This is a genomic window from Bacteroides sp. AN502(2024) (assembly GCF_041227145.1).
In the GTDB taxonomy this organism is placed as follows: Bacteria; Bacteroidota; Bacteroidia; order Bacteroidales; family Bacteroidaceae; genus Bacteroides.
Genome location: NZ_JBGFSP010000003.1, coordinates 59,276 through 76,315 on the forward strand (window position 1 = coordinate 59,276; position 17,040 = coordinate 76,315).

Annotated in this window: 10 protein-coding genes; 6 read left to right on the forward strand and 4 right to left on the reverse strand. The window is 40.2% G+C overall.

Annotated features, from left to right (window positions below):
* Nucleotides 1–299: 299 nt before the first annotated feature.
* From AB9N12_RS00310 to AB9N12_RS00325, 4 genes are read right to left on the reverse strand one after another with little or no spacing between them, the layout of a single operon-like run.
* Nucleotides 300–1,487, reverse strand: coding sequence for a DUF1735 and LamG domain-containing protein (locus AB9N12_RS00310; RefSeq protein WP_369888961.1), 1,188 nt, complete (start codon nt 1,485–1,487; stop codon nt 300–302).
* A 14-nt stretch (nt 1,488–1,501) separates the two neighbouring features.
* Nucleotides 1,502–2,602 (reverse strand): endo-beta-N-acetylglucosaminidase family protein, encoded by a 1,101-nt coding sequence (locus tag AB9N12_RS00315; RefSeq protein WP_369888962.1) that lies wholly within the window; start codon nt 2,600–2,602, stop codon nt 1,502–1,504.
* Nucleotides 2,603–2,629: 27 nt separating this feature from the next.
* On the reverse strand, nt 2,630–4,276 hold the full coding sequence (locus AB9N12_RS00320) for a SusD/RagB family nutrient-binding outer membrane lipoprotein (RefSeq protein WP_369888963.1): 1,647 nt from the start codon (nt 4,274–4,276) through the stop codon (nt 2,630–2,632).
* Between the two features lie 14 nt (nt 4,277–4,290).
* On the reverse strand, nt 4,291–7,587 hold the full coding sequence (locus AB9N12_RS00325; RefSeq protein WP_369888964.1) for a SusC/RagA family TonB-linked outer membrane protein: 3,297 nt from the start codon (nt 7,585–7,587) through the stop codon (nt 4,291–4,293).
* A gap of 377 nt (nt 7,588–7,964) precedes the next feature.
* On the opposite strand from AB9N12_RS00325, the gene AB9N12_RS00330 reads away from it, so the two are divergent.
* The 6 genes from AB9N12_RS00330 (at nt 7,965) to AB9N12_RS00355 (ending at nt 17,008) form a co-directional block, all read left to right on the forward strand.
* A complete protein-coding gene (locus AB9N12_RS00330; protein WP_369888965.1) occupies nt 7,965–9,200 on the forward strand; it encodes a phage integrase SAM-like domain-containing protein in 1,236 nt (411 codons plus the stop codon).
* Nucleotides 9,201–9,292: 92 nt separating this feature from the next.
* Nucleotides 9,293–12,088 (forward strand): SusC/RagA family TonB-linked outer membrane protein, encoded by a 2,796-nt coding sequence (locus AB9N12_RS00335; RefSeq protein WP_369892767.1) that lies wholly within the window; start codon nt 9,293–9,295, stop codon nt 12,086–12,088.
* Nucleotides 12,089–12,105: 17 nt separating this feature from the next.
* Nucleotides 12,106–13,656 (forward strand): SusD/RagB family nutrient-binding outer membrane lipoprotein, encoded by a 1,551-nt coding sequence (locus AB9N12_RS00340; protein ID WP_369888966.1) that lies wholly within the window; start codon nt 12,106–12,108, stop codon nt 13,654–13,656.
* A 27-nt stretch (nt 13,657–13,683) separates the two neighbouring features.
* A complete protein-coding gene (locus AB9N12_RS00345; protein WP_369888967.1) occupies nt 13,684–14,823 on the forward strand; it encodes a glycoside hydrolase family 18 in 1,140 nt (379 codons plus the stop codon).
* Between the two features lie 8 nt (nt 14,824–14,831).
* Nucleotides 14,832–16,034 (forward strand): BT_3987 domain-containing protein, encoded by a 1,203-nt coding sequence (locus tag AB9N12_RS00350; protein ID WP_369888968.1) that lies wholly within the window; start codon nt 14,832–14,834, stop codon nt 16,032–16,034.
* A gap of 23 nt (nt 16,035–16,057) precedes the next feature.
* Complete coding sequence (locus tag AB9N12_RS00355) at nt 16,058–17,008, forward strand: DUF4999 domain-containing protein (RefSeq protein WP_369888969.1); 951 nt, start codon at nt 16,058–16,060, stop codon at nt 17,006–17,008.
* Nucleotides 17,009–17,040: the final 32 nt, after the last annotated feature.

The window sequence follows — 17,040 nt, forward strand, 5'->3', positions numbered from 1 at the left end:
ACTACTAACGTTTTTCCTCATTTTTTTATTTTATTATCACTTCATCTATAAAAAACAGGAAGGAGGCCCTACACCGTAATGCCAATCCGGGCATTCTTTCGTTCCGGTAACTTCCACTCTCACCTCCCCTGTACACTCTTCCGGTAGCACAGATTGAGGAGACTGTCTAACAGGTATCAGTAATTAGAAGTCACCCCTGCCAAAGCATAGTCTGGCAGGGGTAAAATCGTTAGAATAGGACTTGCTAGACAGCCTCCTCATCTGCTTGAATCTGCATTTAATAAAAAGCAGTTAGTCCATTAATTCGCTTCTACGGGAGGGAAAATAAAGCCATCGTCATTATTGTTATCAAAAGTATAGCCAGATTTCATAAGCAAATGCTTTCCATTTTTGCTCCAATCCCAAAGCTTAGCCTCATCTTTCATTATTTCTCCTGTGGCGGTATCCCTCTTTTTGCCGTTCAGCGGATAATAGAGCAACAAACCATCATCGTCCGGATTGACCATCTTCCATACATTTGAGGCTATTTCCTGTGGCGTACGGGCAACCTTCCAGAAACGGACCTCACGAATCAACTCATTAGAACCGCCAATCCAGAAACCGATCAGCCCATAAGGACCTGTACGGATTTCTCTCTCTGCCACCAATTCTCCATTTACATAAATCGAGTTTTTCTTGCCATCATACACAAAGGTCAACATATACCACACATTCGGCTTCGCAGAAAACTTATCCGCCGGAACATCTATCTGCGACCTACCTGTTTTAATCTGCAACTGGTTAGGCTCGATAGTTACATCCCCGAAACGTACATAAATCTCATCATTCGAGTCCGAATTAGCCACCAGTTTCGTTCCGCAAATAGAGCGGTTGTTACTCCTATAACTAGCTCTGTTAATCATGACCTCCATTGTCCACTGGTCAACTTTGAAATCATTGGGGAACATGGTTTCATCCTCACTACCCGAACCCGAACCGTTTGTACTCACACGCAATGCTTTCGTATTCACCCTCTGTTCAAGAACCAACAGTGCTTCTTCCTGTTCCTGGATAATATTCACATCTCCTCCCGCAATCCGAATGGGTAACGCATAATTACCATCTAAGGAGAACTTTACATTCTTCAGCAAGATAGGTACATCTACCAGCGTGAACTGAGGTTTGAAACTAAGTTCCCGTGAGACTTCATACATATTCTCGGGAAGCATGATGTAAGCAGTTCCGTTTTTAGTATTGTAAGCATCCAACTGTGATTGATTGCCCGCTTCCAACTTCACTTTGACTTCCCCTGCATCCTGTACTGCCAACGCCACTTGCAAACCATTGACCTCTATTTCCTTACCTTCTTCTACAAATGTTTGCAGAAGAGTGCTGCCTTTGATGTAAGCCCCTTGTTCACTTTTAAAATCATCCAGAGGATTTTTATACAACTCATTTTGGCACCCTGCCAAAAATAAAAGAGTAGCTAAATAAAAACTTTTTTTCATAATAGTCTTTTTTATTAATCAAACTTTCCCGGATATACCTGGTTTCCAAAATACAAAGCTTGTCTCAGCCATTTGTAAGGAGGATTGTTCGGATAGTCATATTCCATGTGATAAGTACCTATTCCACCGATTCGTTTACCACTTGGCAAATCCATCGTTGCATAATCGAGAAGCTGTTTACCCTCCATTGTATTCAGTTCCGGACGAACGCTCGTGTAATAAGTGAGGCCACCCGTTTTCCAGCCCTGTTCAAACTCTGCCGTAATAATGGTCTTACGTTCCCAATCTTCCAGATGTGATCTGCTTATTTTATTAATAACGCTTCTGGTAGAGGATTCCCAATAAGCCTGATAGATATAATGGTCAATCAGTTTAGAGGTTTGGGTAGACAAACAATACGGTTCACCGTCCATTACCAATAATCTTCCGGCAGGACGCAAACGAGCACTCAACGTCTCAATGAAAATTTGCATGTTATTGTTGTCACCGGAACTGGCACTGATTGTAGAGCTGTTTGCCAAGTTGCCCAAATGCCCGTATCCCGGTTCATAGTCAATGTCAAAGCCATCCAAATTATATTTCTCGATACTGTCGCAGATAGCATTTGCATACGCCTTTACACCTTCGGTAAAACTTCCACCTCCTTTCTCAGTTACCCAGTAATCGTTGGCATTCAAACCTTTAGGAGTCAACTGGTCGCCCAAGCTCTGAATAATCCAACATAGCAACGCTTTTCCTCCCTTCACCTCCTGAAAGAACTTCAAGTCAGCCTTTTGTTCGGGCGTCAGACTTCCTCGTGTTCCCCAAAGAGATACGAAATCCACGCTATCAGGCAGCATCTTCAGATAATTCTGGGCATTGTCGCCTTTTCCCGTCCAGTTGCCAAACCAGCCGAATCCCTTCACATGAGGAGTTTTTCTGTACTCTCTTATCTTCGCATAATACTCGCGCAACGTAGGAGTAAGATCTTCTTCACTTTGCGCTTCAATCAAGGGAATGTAACGTTGCATTCCTTTCTGATTATCAAAAATTTCTCTTTCTTCTGTAGTCCAGTCCGAGCAACTTAGTATACTCAGAGTCGATATACCGATACAAAAATATTTTAATAATTTCATAGTCTTTTCTTCTTAAAATGAATGATATTATTGAGTTGGCTGCTGGGGACGATTGGGACGCACCCACCATAATGGCGTAGCTCCGACATCCGCCCCTCCCAACAAAGTGGGAATAGCCGACATATTCGGATTGGAACTATACGCCGAAGGAGCAAACCGGAACCGTTCGGGAGCTCGGCAATCGGCATCTGCACCGATTCTACCGGGAGCCGATGTATCCATCGGTTTCATCAGATACGGGAATCCGGTACGACGATACTCCGTCCATGCTTCCACGGCATTCGGATAAAGAGCTAAGTATTTCTGAGTAATAATCTTTTGTAACTGCTCTTCCTGTTCAGTTAATTTTCCGGCATAATCATCCCATTTAGGGGAAGTATTACCGATACTCAAATCGTGAGAGTAATAGCCGTATTTGTAAAGACTACTTGTCAATACACTCGGCTTGGCAGTGCTATTCAGATAAGTAGCAGCACTTCCGACTCCATTTTCTTGAAATGACATGCTGACACCTTGCTCATAGAATGTTCGCGCATTTCCTTCCGATAAGCCGTAAAGTACAGCTTCCGCCTTCAAGAAATAAGTTTCAGAAGCTCTGAACCAATATAAAGGAGAGCCGGAGTTGACTTTAGGTTTTGAAGCGAAGATAGGAGAATAAGAATCAGTCGCATCTGCCTTCTTAGGTTGCGTATTGGCAGAAGCTATAGGAAAATAGCCCTTTTGCGGAGACCACCTGTTTCCATAGCTTCCTTTCTCAAAGTAAGCACCCATTCTTGGGTCGCTATATCCATCCAGATATGCCCAGATAGTAGTCCCCAGCCTGGTTTCGTTATATTCTTCTATGGAAGCTATCATTGAATTCAAAAGCGGCATTTTATCCGAATTTTGAATCTTCGCTTCCTCCGTTATATGCTCGATAACGCCTCCGTTCTTAGGGTCGAGAGCCTTTGCAATGTATTCCCGTGCTAATGTTTCATCAGTGAAATGTACTCTGACAGCCATTCTCAGCATCAAAGAGTTTGCCAGTTTCACCCACTTCTTTACGTCTCCACCATAGATCAAATCGTACTTAGCTAAGACGCTATAAGAGATATTGTTCAACAAATCGACAGCTTTTGCCAAATCAGCCAACATCGTTTTATAAACCATTTCCTGACTGTCGAACTTCGGAGCTATACTCCCGTCACCGGCCGTAGTGTAAGAAATAGGACCGAATACATCCGTTGCCCGCAGCCATGCCACGTTTCTGACGATATTTGTCATTTCCATCATAGCCCTTTCGGTCGGGTCCTCCGTATTCTTGGCCAACTGATAAATTTCGTTCCACGGAAGGAATATTTTAGAATAAAAATTCTCATACGCATACTTCATACGGTTGTCGGCAAAGTTCCAGTTAGACTCCAAAGAGAAGTTCCAATTATTATTGTTTCCAAAATAGCCGATGTAATTACCGGAAGAAATCAAATCTGTATTTTGCAAATCATTGCCCGGTCCGGTAGTCAAGCTCGGCGATCCGATAGGAATCACCAATTGCTGCATATTCAAGAAGCGGGCACTATACTTTAAAGGACCTAACTCTGCATCGGAAACACCCAACGTATTCGTATTTATCTCTTCGTAATCGCAAGCCGACACTAAGCAAAGCGACAAAAGTAGAATGATATATTTTCTCATAATCAATTATTTTATTAGAATCCAAATTTCAAACTTATTCCATAAGTCGACTGGCTGGGCAACATGAAGTAATCATATCCCTGCCCGAAGGTGCCGGTAGAGGCAGTGAGTTCCGGATCATAAGGAGCCTTGTTGTAAATCATCCACAAATTGGTTCCATAGACCGACAGATTCACATCATTAAGCACACCCTTAAACCATTTGTTGGGGAATTTATAACTCAGTTTAGCTTCCTGCAATCGCACGTTCGTGGCAGAATAAGTGTAATAAGCATCCAGATTAGAAACTGCCTCATAATAAGTTTTCGGGGCTACCTGAAAGTTGCCTACCCATACACCGCCTGCGTCACGTGCATCGGCTGATGCCTTTGAAACGCCATATCTGTCAAGCACCGCCTGTGTTTTGGAAATAACGATTCCCCCTATGCGGGCTGCAAACAAAAGATTTAGATTAAATCCCTTATAACTGAATCCATGTTGCCAACCAAGGTTCCATTTCGGATTCACACTTCCCAACTTATAAGGTTCTGTTGTTTCTGTAGTTAACGCTTGCCCCGGCTGATGTTCAATGTATCCGTCGATATCTCTCTTCAACCATTCATTGGCATACACCGTACCGATTTCTCCACCTTCCCGCAGACGGAAACGTCCTACCTGCAAGTCTGTCAAATCCATCAATGTATTGGAAACCGGATTCAGCACATCCCGCGCCAATTGTACAATCTTATTCTTATTGGTTGTAGCCGTAAGGGTGGTATTGTAGTTGAAGTGACCGAAATCCTTGTCAAATCCCAAACTTAATTCCCATCCCCGGTTCTGAACATTACCTGCCTGCACGAACATAAAATCATAACTTCCTCCCAAATTTGCTTTCAACAATTGGTTGTAAGTATTTGAGTGGTAATAAGTCACTCCGAGAGTTATCATATTGTTGAACCATCTCGAGTCGATACCCACTTCATACGAACGGGTTCTTTCTGCTTTGAAATCGGGAAGCGGATAATATTTATAAGGTTTGAAATTACCGCCTTCTATTTCATGTGTCAAAGTTCCGGGGGTAATACCGGTATAAGGAATCGGCGAACCGACTTCGGTAAACGAACCTCTTACCTTCAAGAAGCTCAAGGTAGGACTTAATGATTTTTTAATATTATCGGGCAATAACTCTGTAATAATAGCAGACAGGCCGACAGAAGGATAAAAAATCCACGGGTCTTTACTATTGACTAACTGAGATGGCTTGTCGGTTCTTCCTGTCAGAGTGAGATACAATGCAGAGTTCCACGACAATTCAGCTGAAGCGAAAATGGCTACATTTCGTTTGCGGGCGTCTCCACCGGTCTGGCTGGCAGTGCTACGGGTAGGATCTATATTGTTATAGGTAAACTTATTAGGAATATTGAGCAATTGTCCTCCATAACCTCTCCCTTTCGTGTCATATTCTTCAAAAGAAGTTCCGACATTAACTACCGCATGATATATCTCAGCAAACTGTTTATCAAAATTCACCATAATATCAGCATATTTCTGTTTAAAGGTTTCGTTGGAATAGTTGTAACGTCCGTTGGGATTAGCAAACGTATTTATAGTAGATGCATACCGTTTGTCTTCTTTTTCCGTATAGGTATTATCCAAACGCACGCGCCCTGATACATTCAGATAGTCGGTAATATCATACTTCAAAGATGCATAAAGCATGTAGCGGTCTTTTACTTCAGGACGAATGTTGCGGTAAGCAATCCAATAAGGATTCTGAATATCCATACCGAAATCTCCGGGAGACCATTGTTGTGTAGCGTATCCCAACTCGCCGTTATAGCGTTCAAAATATTCTTCACGCCCGAAGTTTTCTCCTCGGGGATAGAGGTACACTCCAACAATAGGATTGAAATAGGTTCCGTAAGAAACCATATTATTGTAATATTCTCGAATATAACTTACGGATGCATCCAGAGTCAATTTATCTTTCAAGAATTTTGCGGTATTCCTTAAAGTGACGTTATATCGGTGATATTTGTTATTGGGGACAATTCCGTTTGAGTTTACAGCCGCCACAGAGAAATAAGTCTGGTTTTTATCATTTCCGGTGGAGAGGTTGAATGAATTATTGAAGGTTGTTCCCAGTTCAAAGAAATCTTTCGGGTCATAACAGGATTTGTTTTCCATTTTATCTCCCCATGAGTAATAATTTCCGGACAATCCATAGCGGTTTTGGAATTCGGGCATCATCATCGGGGTCATCATTTCTACAGAAGAGGATATATTCAAACGCATTTTTCCAGCCGCTCCTTTCTTCGTATTAATAAGAATAACTCCATTGGCTGCGCTGGCACCATATAAAGCGGCAGCAGAGGGTCCTGTTAATACGGATAGACTTTCAATATCATCCGGATTGAAATTTGCGATACCTTCTCCGGAAGTTCTACCGCTGCCAAATCCCGTACCATCCCCGTCTCTGTCTGCCTGGTTACCAATAGGCACACCATCTACTACGTAGAGCACGTTATTGTCTCCACCTATCGATTTATTACCACGCATCACCACGCGCGTGCTACCACCCACACCGGAAGCACTTCTTTGGATATTGACACCTGCTACCTTTCCGTTCAAACTATTGATAAAGTTAGCATCCTTTACAGCGCTAATCTCATCACCTTTTACTTGCTGCACGTTGTAACTCAATGCTTTCTCGGAACGTTTGATACCTAATGCGGTAACAACAACTTCGTCCAATACTTGCGTATCTTCCCCTAAAGCAACTTTTAGGGGTTGTGCGTTGGCAAGCGTGATTGCCTGGGAGGCATAACCAATATAAGATACTTCAAGTACATCACCTTTGGCGGCCTGTATTTTGAAATTTCCATCCATATCAGTAATAGTACCATTTGAAGTTCCTTTTACCAGAATACTAACTCCAATCAATGGTTCTCCTTTTGAATCGGTAACAGTACCACTCGCCATAATTGGAGTTTTTTTCTGATGACCGTCTTTATTACTCTTTGCAGAAAGTACAATATGATTATCTACTATTGAAAAACTGACATTAACCCCTCTGAACAACTGATTCATTACATTATTCAGTGATTCTTTTGTTACCTTGATGGATACGATGTGATTTATATCGACATCATTTGTGTTATAGACCACTGACATTGAAGTTTGTTTCTCAATCTCTTTCAATGCAGTGTTTAAAGGTACTTTTGATAGATTAAGAGTGATCGTTCGTTCTTGCCCATAAACTGAAGCAAAACACGAAACCAACAAAAGGAAAAATAACAAGTATGAAAACCTGTGCTTTATAATTTCTTTCATCTTATTCTTTTTAATTAGAAATAAATTTTAGATAGTTTAATTAGAGGACGGTGGCTAAAATGACCGTTTTCACAAAAAGGCTTCATGTATCTCTGCTTCTCATAATTAATAAATTTGTAGGTTACACTTAAAATTAATTTCATAAGCGCTTATTCTATAGTAATACATTCTATGTTGCAACCTTACTAAACGAAGATAAGATTTTTTTCTTAAAAAATAATAAACGTAAATTTCTAATTGAAAAAACAGAGACTCTAATATTTGACAAATAGAATCTTATACACTTTTAAAATCAGGCTGATTTATTATATTTGCATACATTTTGCATACAATTCATGTATGTTTCAGTTAATGTATAGATATAAACATTTATTTTTATGTTCAAATATTCAAGAGATGGAGTCTCTGTATTAACCATATTAGATACCAGAAGAGTAAAAAAGAGCGGACTGTTTCCTATTAAAGTTCAAGTGGTATTCAGAAGAAAACAAAAATATTATTCAACAGGAAAGGAACTTTCAAAAGAAGATTGGAATAGACTGCTAAAAGCGAAAAGCAGGTTATTGGTAGAGGTACGAAATGATGTAGAAAGTAGTTTTTCTAATGTAAAACAGCACATTAATGAACTAATACAAAAGGGTGAATTTAATATGGAGACTTTAAGTCTTAAGTTAGGAAAACAAATAAAAGATATGAATTTGCATAGTGCTTTTAGTCTGAAAATGAAAGAGCTAAAAGATAATGGACAGGCAAGTACTTATCTAAGTTATCAGAGTGCATTAAAAAGTCTAGAGAGTTTTGGCGGAACATATATTCTTTTAGAAAAAATTACAGTAGATTGGCTCAAACAATGTGAGCATTTCTGGTTTTCAAAAGGTAAGAGCTATTCAAGCATTAGTATTTATTTCAGAGCTTTAAGGTGTATACTAAATCGTGCCATACAAGATGGTATATTAAAAGAATCATCATTTCCTTTTGGAAAAAATAAATATGAAATTCCTGAAGGCTGTGGACGTAAATTAGCACTCACTCTTGCTGATATAAAAAAAGTAATGTCCTATCAAGATGGAACAAAAGATATAGAAGAGTTTCGAGATCTATGGGTATTTTCTTATTTATGCAATGGCATCAATTTCATGGATTTACTATTTCTTCAATATTCAAATATTGTAGATGGAGAGATTTGTTTTGTACGTTCTAAAACTTCAAGGACAGCTAAGCATAGTAAAGAGATACATGCAGTAATAACTCCGGAAATGTGGAATATCATTCATAAATGGGGGAATCCTAGAATTAATCCACAAACATATATCTTTAAATACGCTGACGGAACAGAAAATGCGTTTGAAAGAGTCAGACTAGTGAGACGTATTATTACTAAATGCAATAGAAGACTTAAAAAGATAGCTCAAGATACGGGAATCTCTCAATTAACAACTTATACCGCTAGGCATTCATTTGCGACAGTTCTAAAACGTGCAGGCGCTAAGACTTCCTATATTTCAGAAAGTTTGGGGCACTCCAATTTAGCTGTCACAGAAAGTTATCTAGCCTATTTTGAGAAAGAAGAAAGAATAAGAAATGCTCAATTGCTTACCGACTTTAATATTTAAATTAGAATAATGCATGCAAATTGTATGTACATTCTTTATTTTCTCTAGCCTTTCAACGTAACAATTTGTGAAAAAGCAGAAAAGATAAATAGATTTTCTCCCAGACAATCACGCTTGCCAACGCACACCCCCTAAAAGTTGCTTTAAGGGAAGATACGAAAGTGCTGGATGAGGTAGTAGTTACGGCTTTAGGTATTAAGCGTGCGACCAAGGCATTGAGTTATAATGTGCAAGAAGTAAAAGGAGATGAGATAACAACCGTAAAAGACGCAAACTTCATGAACTCGTTGGCGGGAAAAGTTGCCGGTGTTCAAATCAGCAGTGGAGCTACAGGAGCCGGTGGCGCCGCACGTGTGGTAATGCGTGGTATGAAATCTTTGACTAAAGACAACAATGCATTATATGTAATTGACGGTGTGCCCGTATTTAATACAGGGAAAAGTGGTGGTGAAGGATTATATGGTGATATGGGCGGTTCGGATGCCGTAGCCGATTTAAACCCTGACGACATCGCAAGTATTAGCATGATGACAGGTCCTTCTGCAGCAGCTCTATATGGTTCTGCAGCAGCCAATGGAGTGGTTTTGATTACCACCCAAAAAGGACAAACAGAGAAAACGACCATCACGCTATCCAACAGTACCACTTTCTCCAAAGCATACATTATGCCTAACATGCAGAACCGTTACGGTACAAGTTCAGGTTTATTTAGCTGGGGGGAACTGACAGATAGAGGATATGACCCGTCTAATTTCTTTAAAATCGGTTCAAATGTAATCAATTCAGTAGCCTTGTCTACAGGAAACTCCAAGAATCAGACCTACCTATCTGCATCTACGACGAACTCTGGCGGTATTCTTCCAAACAACTCCTACAACCGATATAATTTTACTGCGCATAATACTACAAATTTTCTGAATGACAGAATGACTCTGGATATCGGTGCTCAATATATCTTTCAGAATAACAAAAATATGGTTGCCCAAGGTCAATACTACAATCCGCTTCCTGCATTGTACTTATTTCCCCGGGGGGATAATTTCGATGAAATCCGTCTGTACGAGCGTTATAACACAAACTACGGTTATATGGAACAGTACTGGCCATATGGCGATGCCAGTTTATCGCTGCAGAATCCATATTGGGTGCAAAACCGTATTCTCCGTACTTCCAATAAAAAACGTTACATGCTAAATGCCTCATTGAAATGGAAAGTAACGGATTGGATTAATATTACCGGCCGCGTGAACCTTGACAATTCCGACTATCGAAATAAGAATGAGAAATCTGCTTCAACATTAACAACTTTCTGTGGTGTAAGTGGCGGCTTTGAAGATGCTATGCGCCAAGAACGTTCTTTGTATGCAGATATCTTAGTTAATATGGACAGGACTTTCGGTGATTTTCACCTGGCAGCCAATGTGGGTACTTCCATTTATCATACCTCAATGGACCAATTGTATTTTGCCGGTGACTTAGTCATTCCAAATTTCTTCCAAGTTAATAATATCAACTTCTCGTCCAACTATAAACCTGATCCTACAGGATATGAAGATGAAATTCAAAGTATTTTTGCCAGTGCTGAACTAAGTTGGAAGAATCAGTTATATTTGACATTGACCGGACGTAACGATTGGGATTCCAAATTAGCCTTCTCCAAACAAAAGTCATTCTTCTATCCGTCAGTAGGATTGTCGGCTCTACTGTCGGAAATGATCGCTTTACCTGAAATGATTACTTATGCAAAAGTGCGCGGTTCATATACAGTGGTAGCATCTTCTTTCGAACGTTTCCTCACTAATCCTGGATATGAATACAACAGCCAGACGCACAACTGGGCTAATCCGGCCGTATATCCGATGGATAATATGAAACCGGAAAAAACAAAATCATGGGAAATAGGTTTGAATCTTAAATTCTGGAAAAACCGTTTCAGTCTGGATGCTACTTATTATCGTTCCAACACTTTAAATCAGACATTTAAAGTAGACATCCCGTCCTCTTCAGGTTATAAACAAGCAATCGTACAAGCTGGTAATGTACAGAATCAAGGTATTGAACTGGCGTTAGGATTTAATGATAAATGGGGGGATTTCGGATGGTCTTCTAACGCAACCTTCACTTTAAACCGCAACAAAGTAAAACGATTGGCAAGTGGAAGTGTTAATCCTGTCACCGGAGAAGCTATTCAGATGAACGAAATGAACGTAGGCTGGTTAGGTAAAGAAAATGTGGCTCCTCGCGTTATTCTGACAGAAGGAGGTTCTATGACAGATATTTACGTATATAACGCACTTACCAAAGATAATAACGGCAATATAAAAGTTGACCAGAATGGCAGCTTGGGAATTACCTCATCAAACACTCCGGTAAAAGTAGGAGATTTGGACGCTGATTTCAATTTGGGATGGACCAACCATTTCAATTATAAAGGCATTGATTTAGGAATCGTTCTTTCTGCACGTGTAGGTGGGTTAGCTTATTCCGCTACACAAGGTATTTTGGATTATTATGGAGTATCCGAAGCATCAGCCGCTATGCGCGACAGAGGCGGCATGCCTATTAACAACGGTACAGTTGATGCGCAGAAATATTATCAAGCGATCAGTACCGGAGAGGGCGGTTATGGTCGTTATTACCTCTATAGCGCAACCAATGTTCGTTTGCAGGAATTGAGCTTGAATTATACGCTTCCCCCAAAATGGTTCGGAAATGTAACCAATATCACTTTGGGAGTCGTAGGGCGCAATCTATGGATGATATACTGCAAAGCTCCATTTGATCCGGAATTGTCCGCTTCCACATCCAGTAACTATTATATGAATGTAGACTACTTTATGCAGCCTAGCCTGCGCAACTTCGGTTTTAATGTGAAAGTTCAATTCTAAAAGAAAAAACTAACGTTATGAAAAAATATTTAAGAAATATAGGTTTCGGTGCTGCTCTGTTGTTGCTGGCAGGAAGTTGTACCGATAAATTTGAAGAGTATAACACGAATCAATATCAGATTCATCATGCAGATCCTGTCACATTGATGAAATCCATGATTGAAACAATCGTCAACATCCAGCAGAATGACTCTCAAATGCAAGACCAGATGGTAGGACAGCTAGGTGGATATTTATGCTGTTCCAATACATGGAGCGGAACCAACTTCGGAACATTCAATCAAAGTGATGCTTGGAATGCAGGTCCGTGGAATACTCCATTTGAGAAAATATACGGAAACTTCTTCCAAATACAAGAAACCACTAATTCAACAGGACATTATTATGCCTTTGCCTGCATGATACGCGCTATCACAATGCTTCGTGTGGCAGACTGTTATGGTCCGATGCCTTATAGTCAGGTAAAGAAAGGTAACTTCTATGTTGCTTACGATACACAGGAACAAGTATATACGAACATATTAAAAGATCTGGCCAACGCAGCCGATGTGTTATACAACTATTATGTAGAAACAAACGGCAATGCACCACTAGGGACCAATGATCCGGTATTTGAGGGTAATTATTTCAACTGGGCAAAATTAGCGAATTCAATGCGTCTACGAGTAGCAATGCGAATTAGCGAGGCATGGCCGGAAATAGCTAAAGCTGCAGCCGAAGCAGCAACAGCCCACGCAGCAGGAATAATTGAAAGCAACTCGGACAATGCCATGCTATCCTGCGGAACGCAAAATAACCCTTATCAACTAGCTGCCATTAGTTGGGGAGATTTACGTGTGAATGCCAATATTGTAGATTACATGAATGCATATAACGATCCTCGTATGCCAAAATACTTTAATAAGTCTACGCTTACCGGAAAAACAGACCAATATGTTGGTATGCGTACCGGAGACGCCGACTTTAAAAAGGCGGACGTTGCCGGTTTTTCAACACCTGCTTATACGGCAACTTCCCAATTAATGGTTTTCTGTGCTGCCGAAACAGCATTTCTACGTGCAGAAGGTAAATTGAGAGGTTGGAATATAGGTAATAAAAACGCGAAAGATTACTACGAAGACGGAATTAACCTATCTATGGAACAATATCAGGTTTCGGCTACAGAATATATAAATATAGACGAAGCTCCCAACGTATCACACACAAGTGATGCTGTACAAAATGCCACTGCAACGATTACCAATACTGTCAGCGTGAAATGGGATGACAGCGAGACCACTAATGTGAACGGAAAGAATTTCCAACGCATCATCACTCAAAAATGGATTGCTAACTACCCGTTGGGTATGGAGGCATGGGCCGAATATCGCCGCACAGGCTACCCTGAGCTTTATCCGTGTATCAACAATTTATCTGATTGCGGAGTAAACAGTCAGCGTGGTATGCGCCGCCTAAGTTTTCCTTATACGGAAGCACTAAATAATAAAACGAATTACGACCAGGGAGTTGCAAAACTAGGTGGTGCTGACAACGAAGCCACAGATTTGAAATGGGCAAAAAAGAACTAACTAATGTTATATATAAAGAAATATTATATGAAAAAGAACCATTTACTTTACATCGTACTCACATCATTGGCAACTTCTTTTCTAATCGGTTGCAATGACTGGACAGAACCGGAAGCCAAAACGTTTCCCGAGTCAATCGTGTCGGATGAATATTATGCCTCTTTACGCGCTTATAAAAAGACCGACCATCAAATCGCTTTCGGATGGTTCGGAGGCTGGAGCGGAGAAGGTGCTTTCATGAAAAGTTCCTTAGCTGGTGTCCCGGACAGTGTAGATGTTATCTCTATCTGGGACAATGGGACCAACCTTACTGACGCTCAACGTAAGGATATGCATTTCTGCCAAACGATGAAAGGCACCAAAATATTGTATTGTTCCATAGTCACCTCCGTAGGAGCTAAACTGACTCCCAAAAACATCGAAGACAACTGGAAGGAAATGGGCTACACCAGCAAACAGGAAGCCATTAATACCTTTTGGGAATATCCCGCGGATGAAAGCGACAAACAAGCAGTAGAGGCATCTATCCGCAAATACGCAAGAGCTATTGTGGATACTTTAAATGTATACGGTTATGACGGTTTTGATATAGACTACGAACCGATAGCCGGTCCATATACCGGAAATATCGTCAAACAGTATAATAATGAGAACTTCTTTTTCTTCATCGACGAACTGGGAAAATACCTAGGTCCTAAATCGGGTACAGGGAAATTGCTGGTAATAGACGGTGAGCCTCAAAGAATTACCGACAAACCGGAAATCGGGACATACTTCGATTATTTCATCATCCAAGCCTACAAACCCGGTAGTGATGCGAATCTGGACGGACGTCTCATTGACGGAAACGTATGGGGACCAGCCTTGGTTTCAACTTTCGGCGATATCATGAACGAAGAAGAAATCACGCGAAGAACAATAATGACTGAGAATTTCGAAGCAACGGATGCTGCGATGAATGGCGGGTACGCATATACCGACCGTTTTGGAAACAAGATGAACTCATTGGAGGGTATGGCACGTTGGCAACCCCAAAACGGTTTCCGCAAGGGAGGTGTAGGTTCGTATCACATGGAAGCCGAATTCGGTACTTCACCGGAATATAAAAACATACGCCGTGCCATTCAGATTATGAATCCTTCTTCTCATTCATTACTTAAAAATTAATGTAAACTATGAAACGTATGAATTATATAAAAAGTTTATGCTTCTCCGCAGTCATAGCATGTTTAGGAAGTTTGGAAAGTTGTGGGGATGCAAAATACGATACTTTAGATACCCATGCTTATATTGAAGAATCTCTTTCAAGTACAAGTCAAAAAGTAACTGTACAGGCTACCGGAGAAAGTTTTACTACCCTTAATGTGCATCTTAGCAATCTTTCTTCTACAGATAATCATTATAAACTGGTTACAGATCAATCAGTGCTGGACACTTATAACCATATAAATGGAACCGGATATATAATGCTACCCGAAGATTATTATACATTGCCGGAAACGATTACCGTAAAAGCAGGACAATATGCCGCTGATGCCCTCTCTATTGCTTTGAAAGCATTCAGTCGGGACATGATGAAATCGGGAGAATCATATGCACTGCCTGTAAAACTGGTATTGCAGGATGGAAATATTTCACCGATGGAGAATACCGGCACTTTTGTTATTTTGGCGGAAAGTATTATTGAGTTTTCAGCTCCAATGTTCATTGGCGCCCCCAGTTTAAAAGCTAACAAATTCACAGAGTCCCCTGAAACGTATTCACAATATACAATAGAGATTCGTTTTCAGGTAGCCAACACAGCCAACCGTGACCGTGCAGTATTTAAAAACGGAGGAGAAGATGCTACAAACTTCATCCTTTTACGTTTTGAGGATCCTCAAAGTGATAATGAAAATCATAAGGCACATTCATTGGTTCAGGTTGTAGGACGTAACCGGCTTTATTTGAATCCAAGTAGTTCTTTCAAACCAAACGAATGGCAACATTTAGCTCTAGTATGCGATGGTTCATCTTACCGCCTTTATATTAACGGAATAGATTCAGGTGTATTGAGTATCCCAACAGGATCAACCACTTTCTCCGATGTAAATTGGTTCTGCTTAGGTGATGATTCTTATAGTAGGTGGGGGAACTGTAAAATTTTGATGAGTGAAGCACGTATCTGGTCTGTAGTTCGTTCCGCTTCTCAAATTCAGAACAACATGACTCAAGTGAGTCCAAAATCTGCGGGTTTAGAAGCCTATTGGCGATTCAATGAAGGGCAAGGCAATGTGTTCGAAGATGCAACCGGTAAAGGTCATACTTTGACTACTTCTGCTACCCCTAACTGGATTGACGGTATTTTATCTACAGATAAATCTACCGAATGGAAATAGTAATAATTTAATCGTATGTACATATGAAAAATATATTTCAATCACTATCAATAGCAACTCTACTCGGCTTTTGTGTACCGTTCATTTCGTCCTGTAGTGAGGATGAAGAAGTTTTTAACGAGTGGAATGCTACGTATGTGTCTCTACAGAGAAATGACTACTTGTCAGGTAATATAAAAAAGTTCAATCTGACTCATGATGCAAATGGAATTGGAGGAGATGAAATTAAAATGGTCTTTACTGTAAAAACACAGAAAGCAGTCTCCACAGATGTGGTTATAGCATTAAGTGCCAAAAGTGAAACAGAAGGGCTTGATGCAAACCAAATCGCTTTAAGCACCTCGCAGGTTACTCTCAAAGAAGGACAGATGATTTCTGAAGAAATCACAGCGACAGTTGATCCGACGATATTCGCCAGTATCATGGAAAAAACAAGTTTCTCTTTCAGTGTCTTAATCAGTAATGTAACTACCAACGATAAGAACACAGTTATTAGCGGTAGTTTAAATACATTACCTGTCATTATTAATAAAGCTGCCTATTGTAATCTAAAAAGCGGAATTCCTAGCAATAGCCAACTTATCAGTAATCGTGCCGGTTGGATTATTAATGTGGAAGAAGGAGTAGAAGGCGCACCCAATAATTTAATCGATGGCAAGACTGGAACTGACGTTGCTCTAAATAATAAAGGATTCTGGTTTACCGTTGATTTAGGAGAAACTAAGATTTTAACAGGTATCAAAACGAATCATTGGGCAAATGTATATGCTCCTAGAGAAGTGGAAATATTACAGTCTGAAAATGGTACGACATGGAAATCATTGAGTTCATTAGCAAACTATGGTAGTATACAGAATATTACATTCATTTCTCCAATTACTACGCGATATTTGAAATATGAGATTATTACTATCTCTACAAACGGTCGTACGGATGTTACAGAATTTAATGTTTACGAACCCCAAAGTGAGTAAGTATTTATGAATAGATAAGTATAAAAATACAG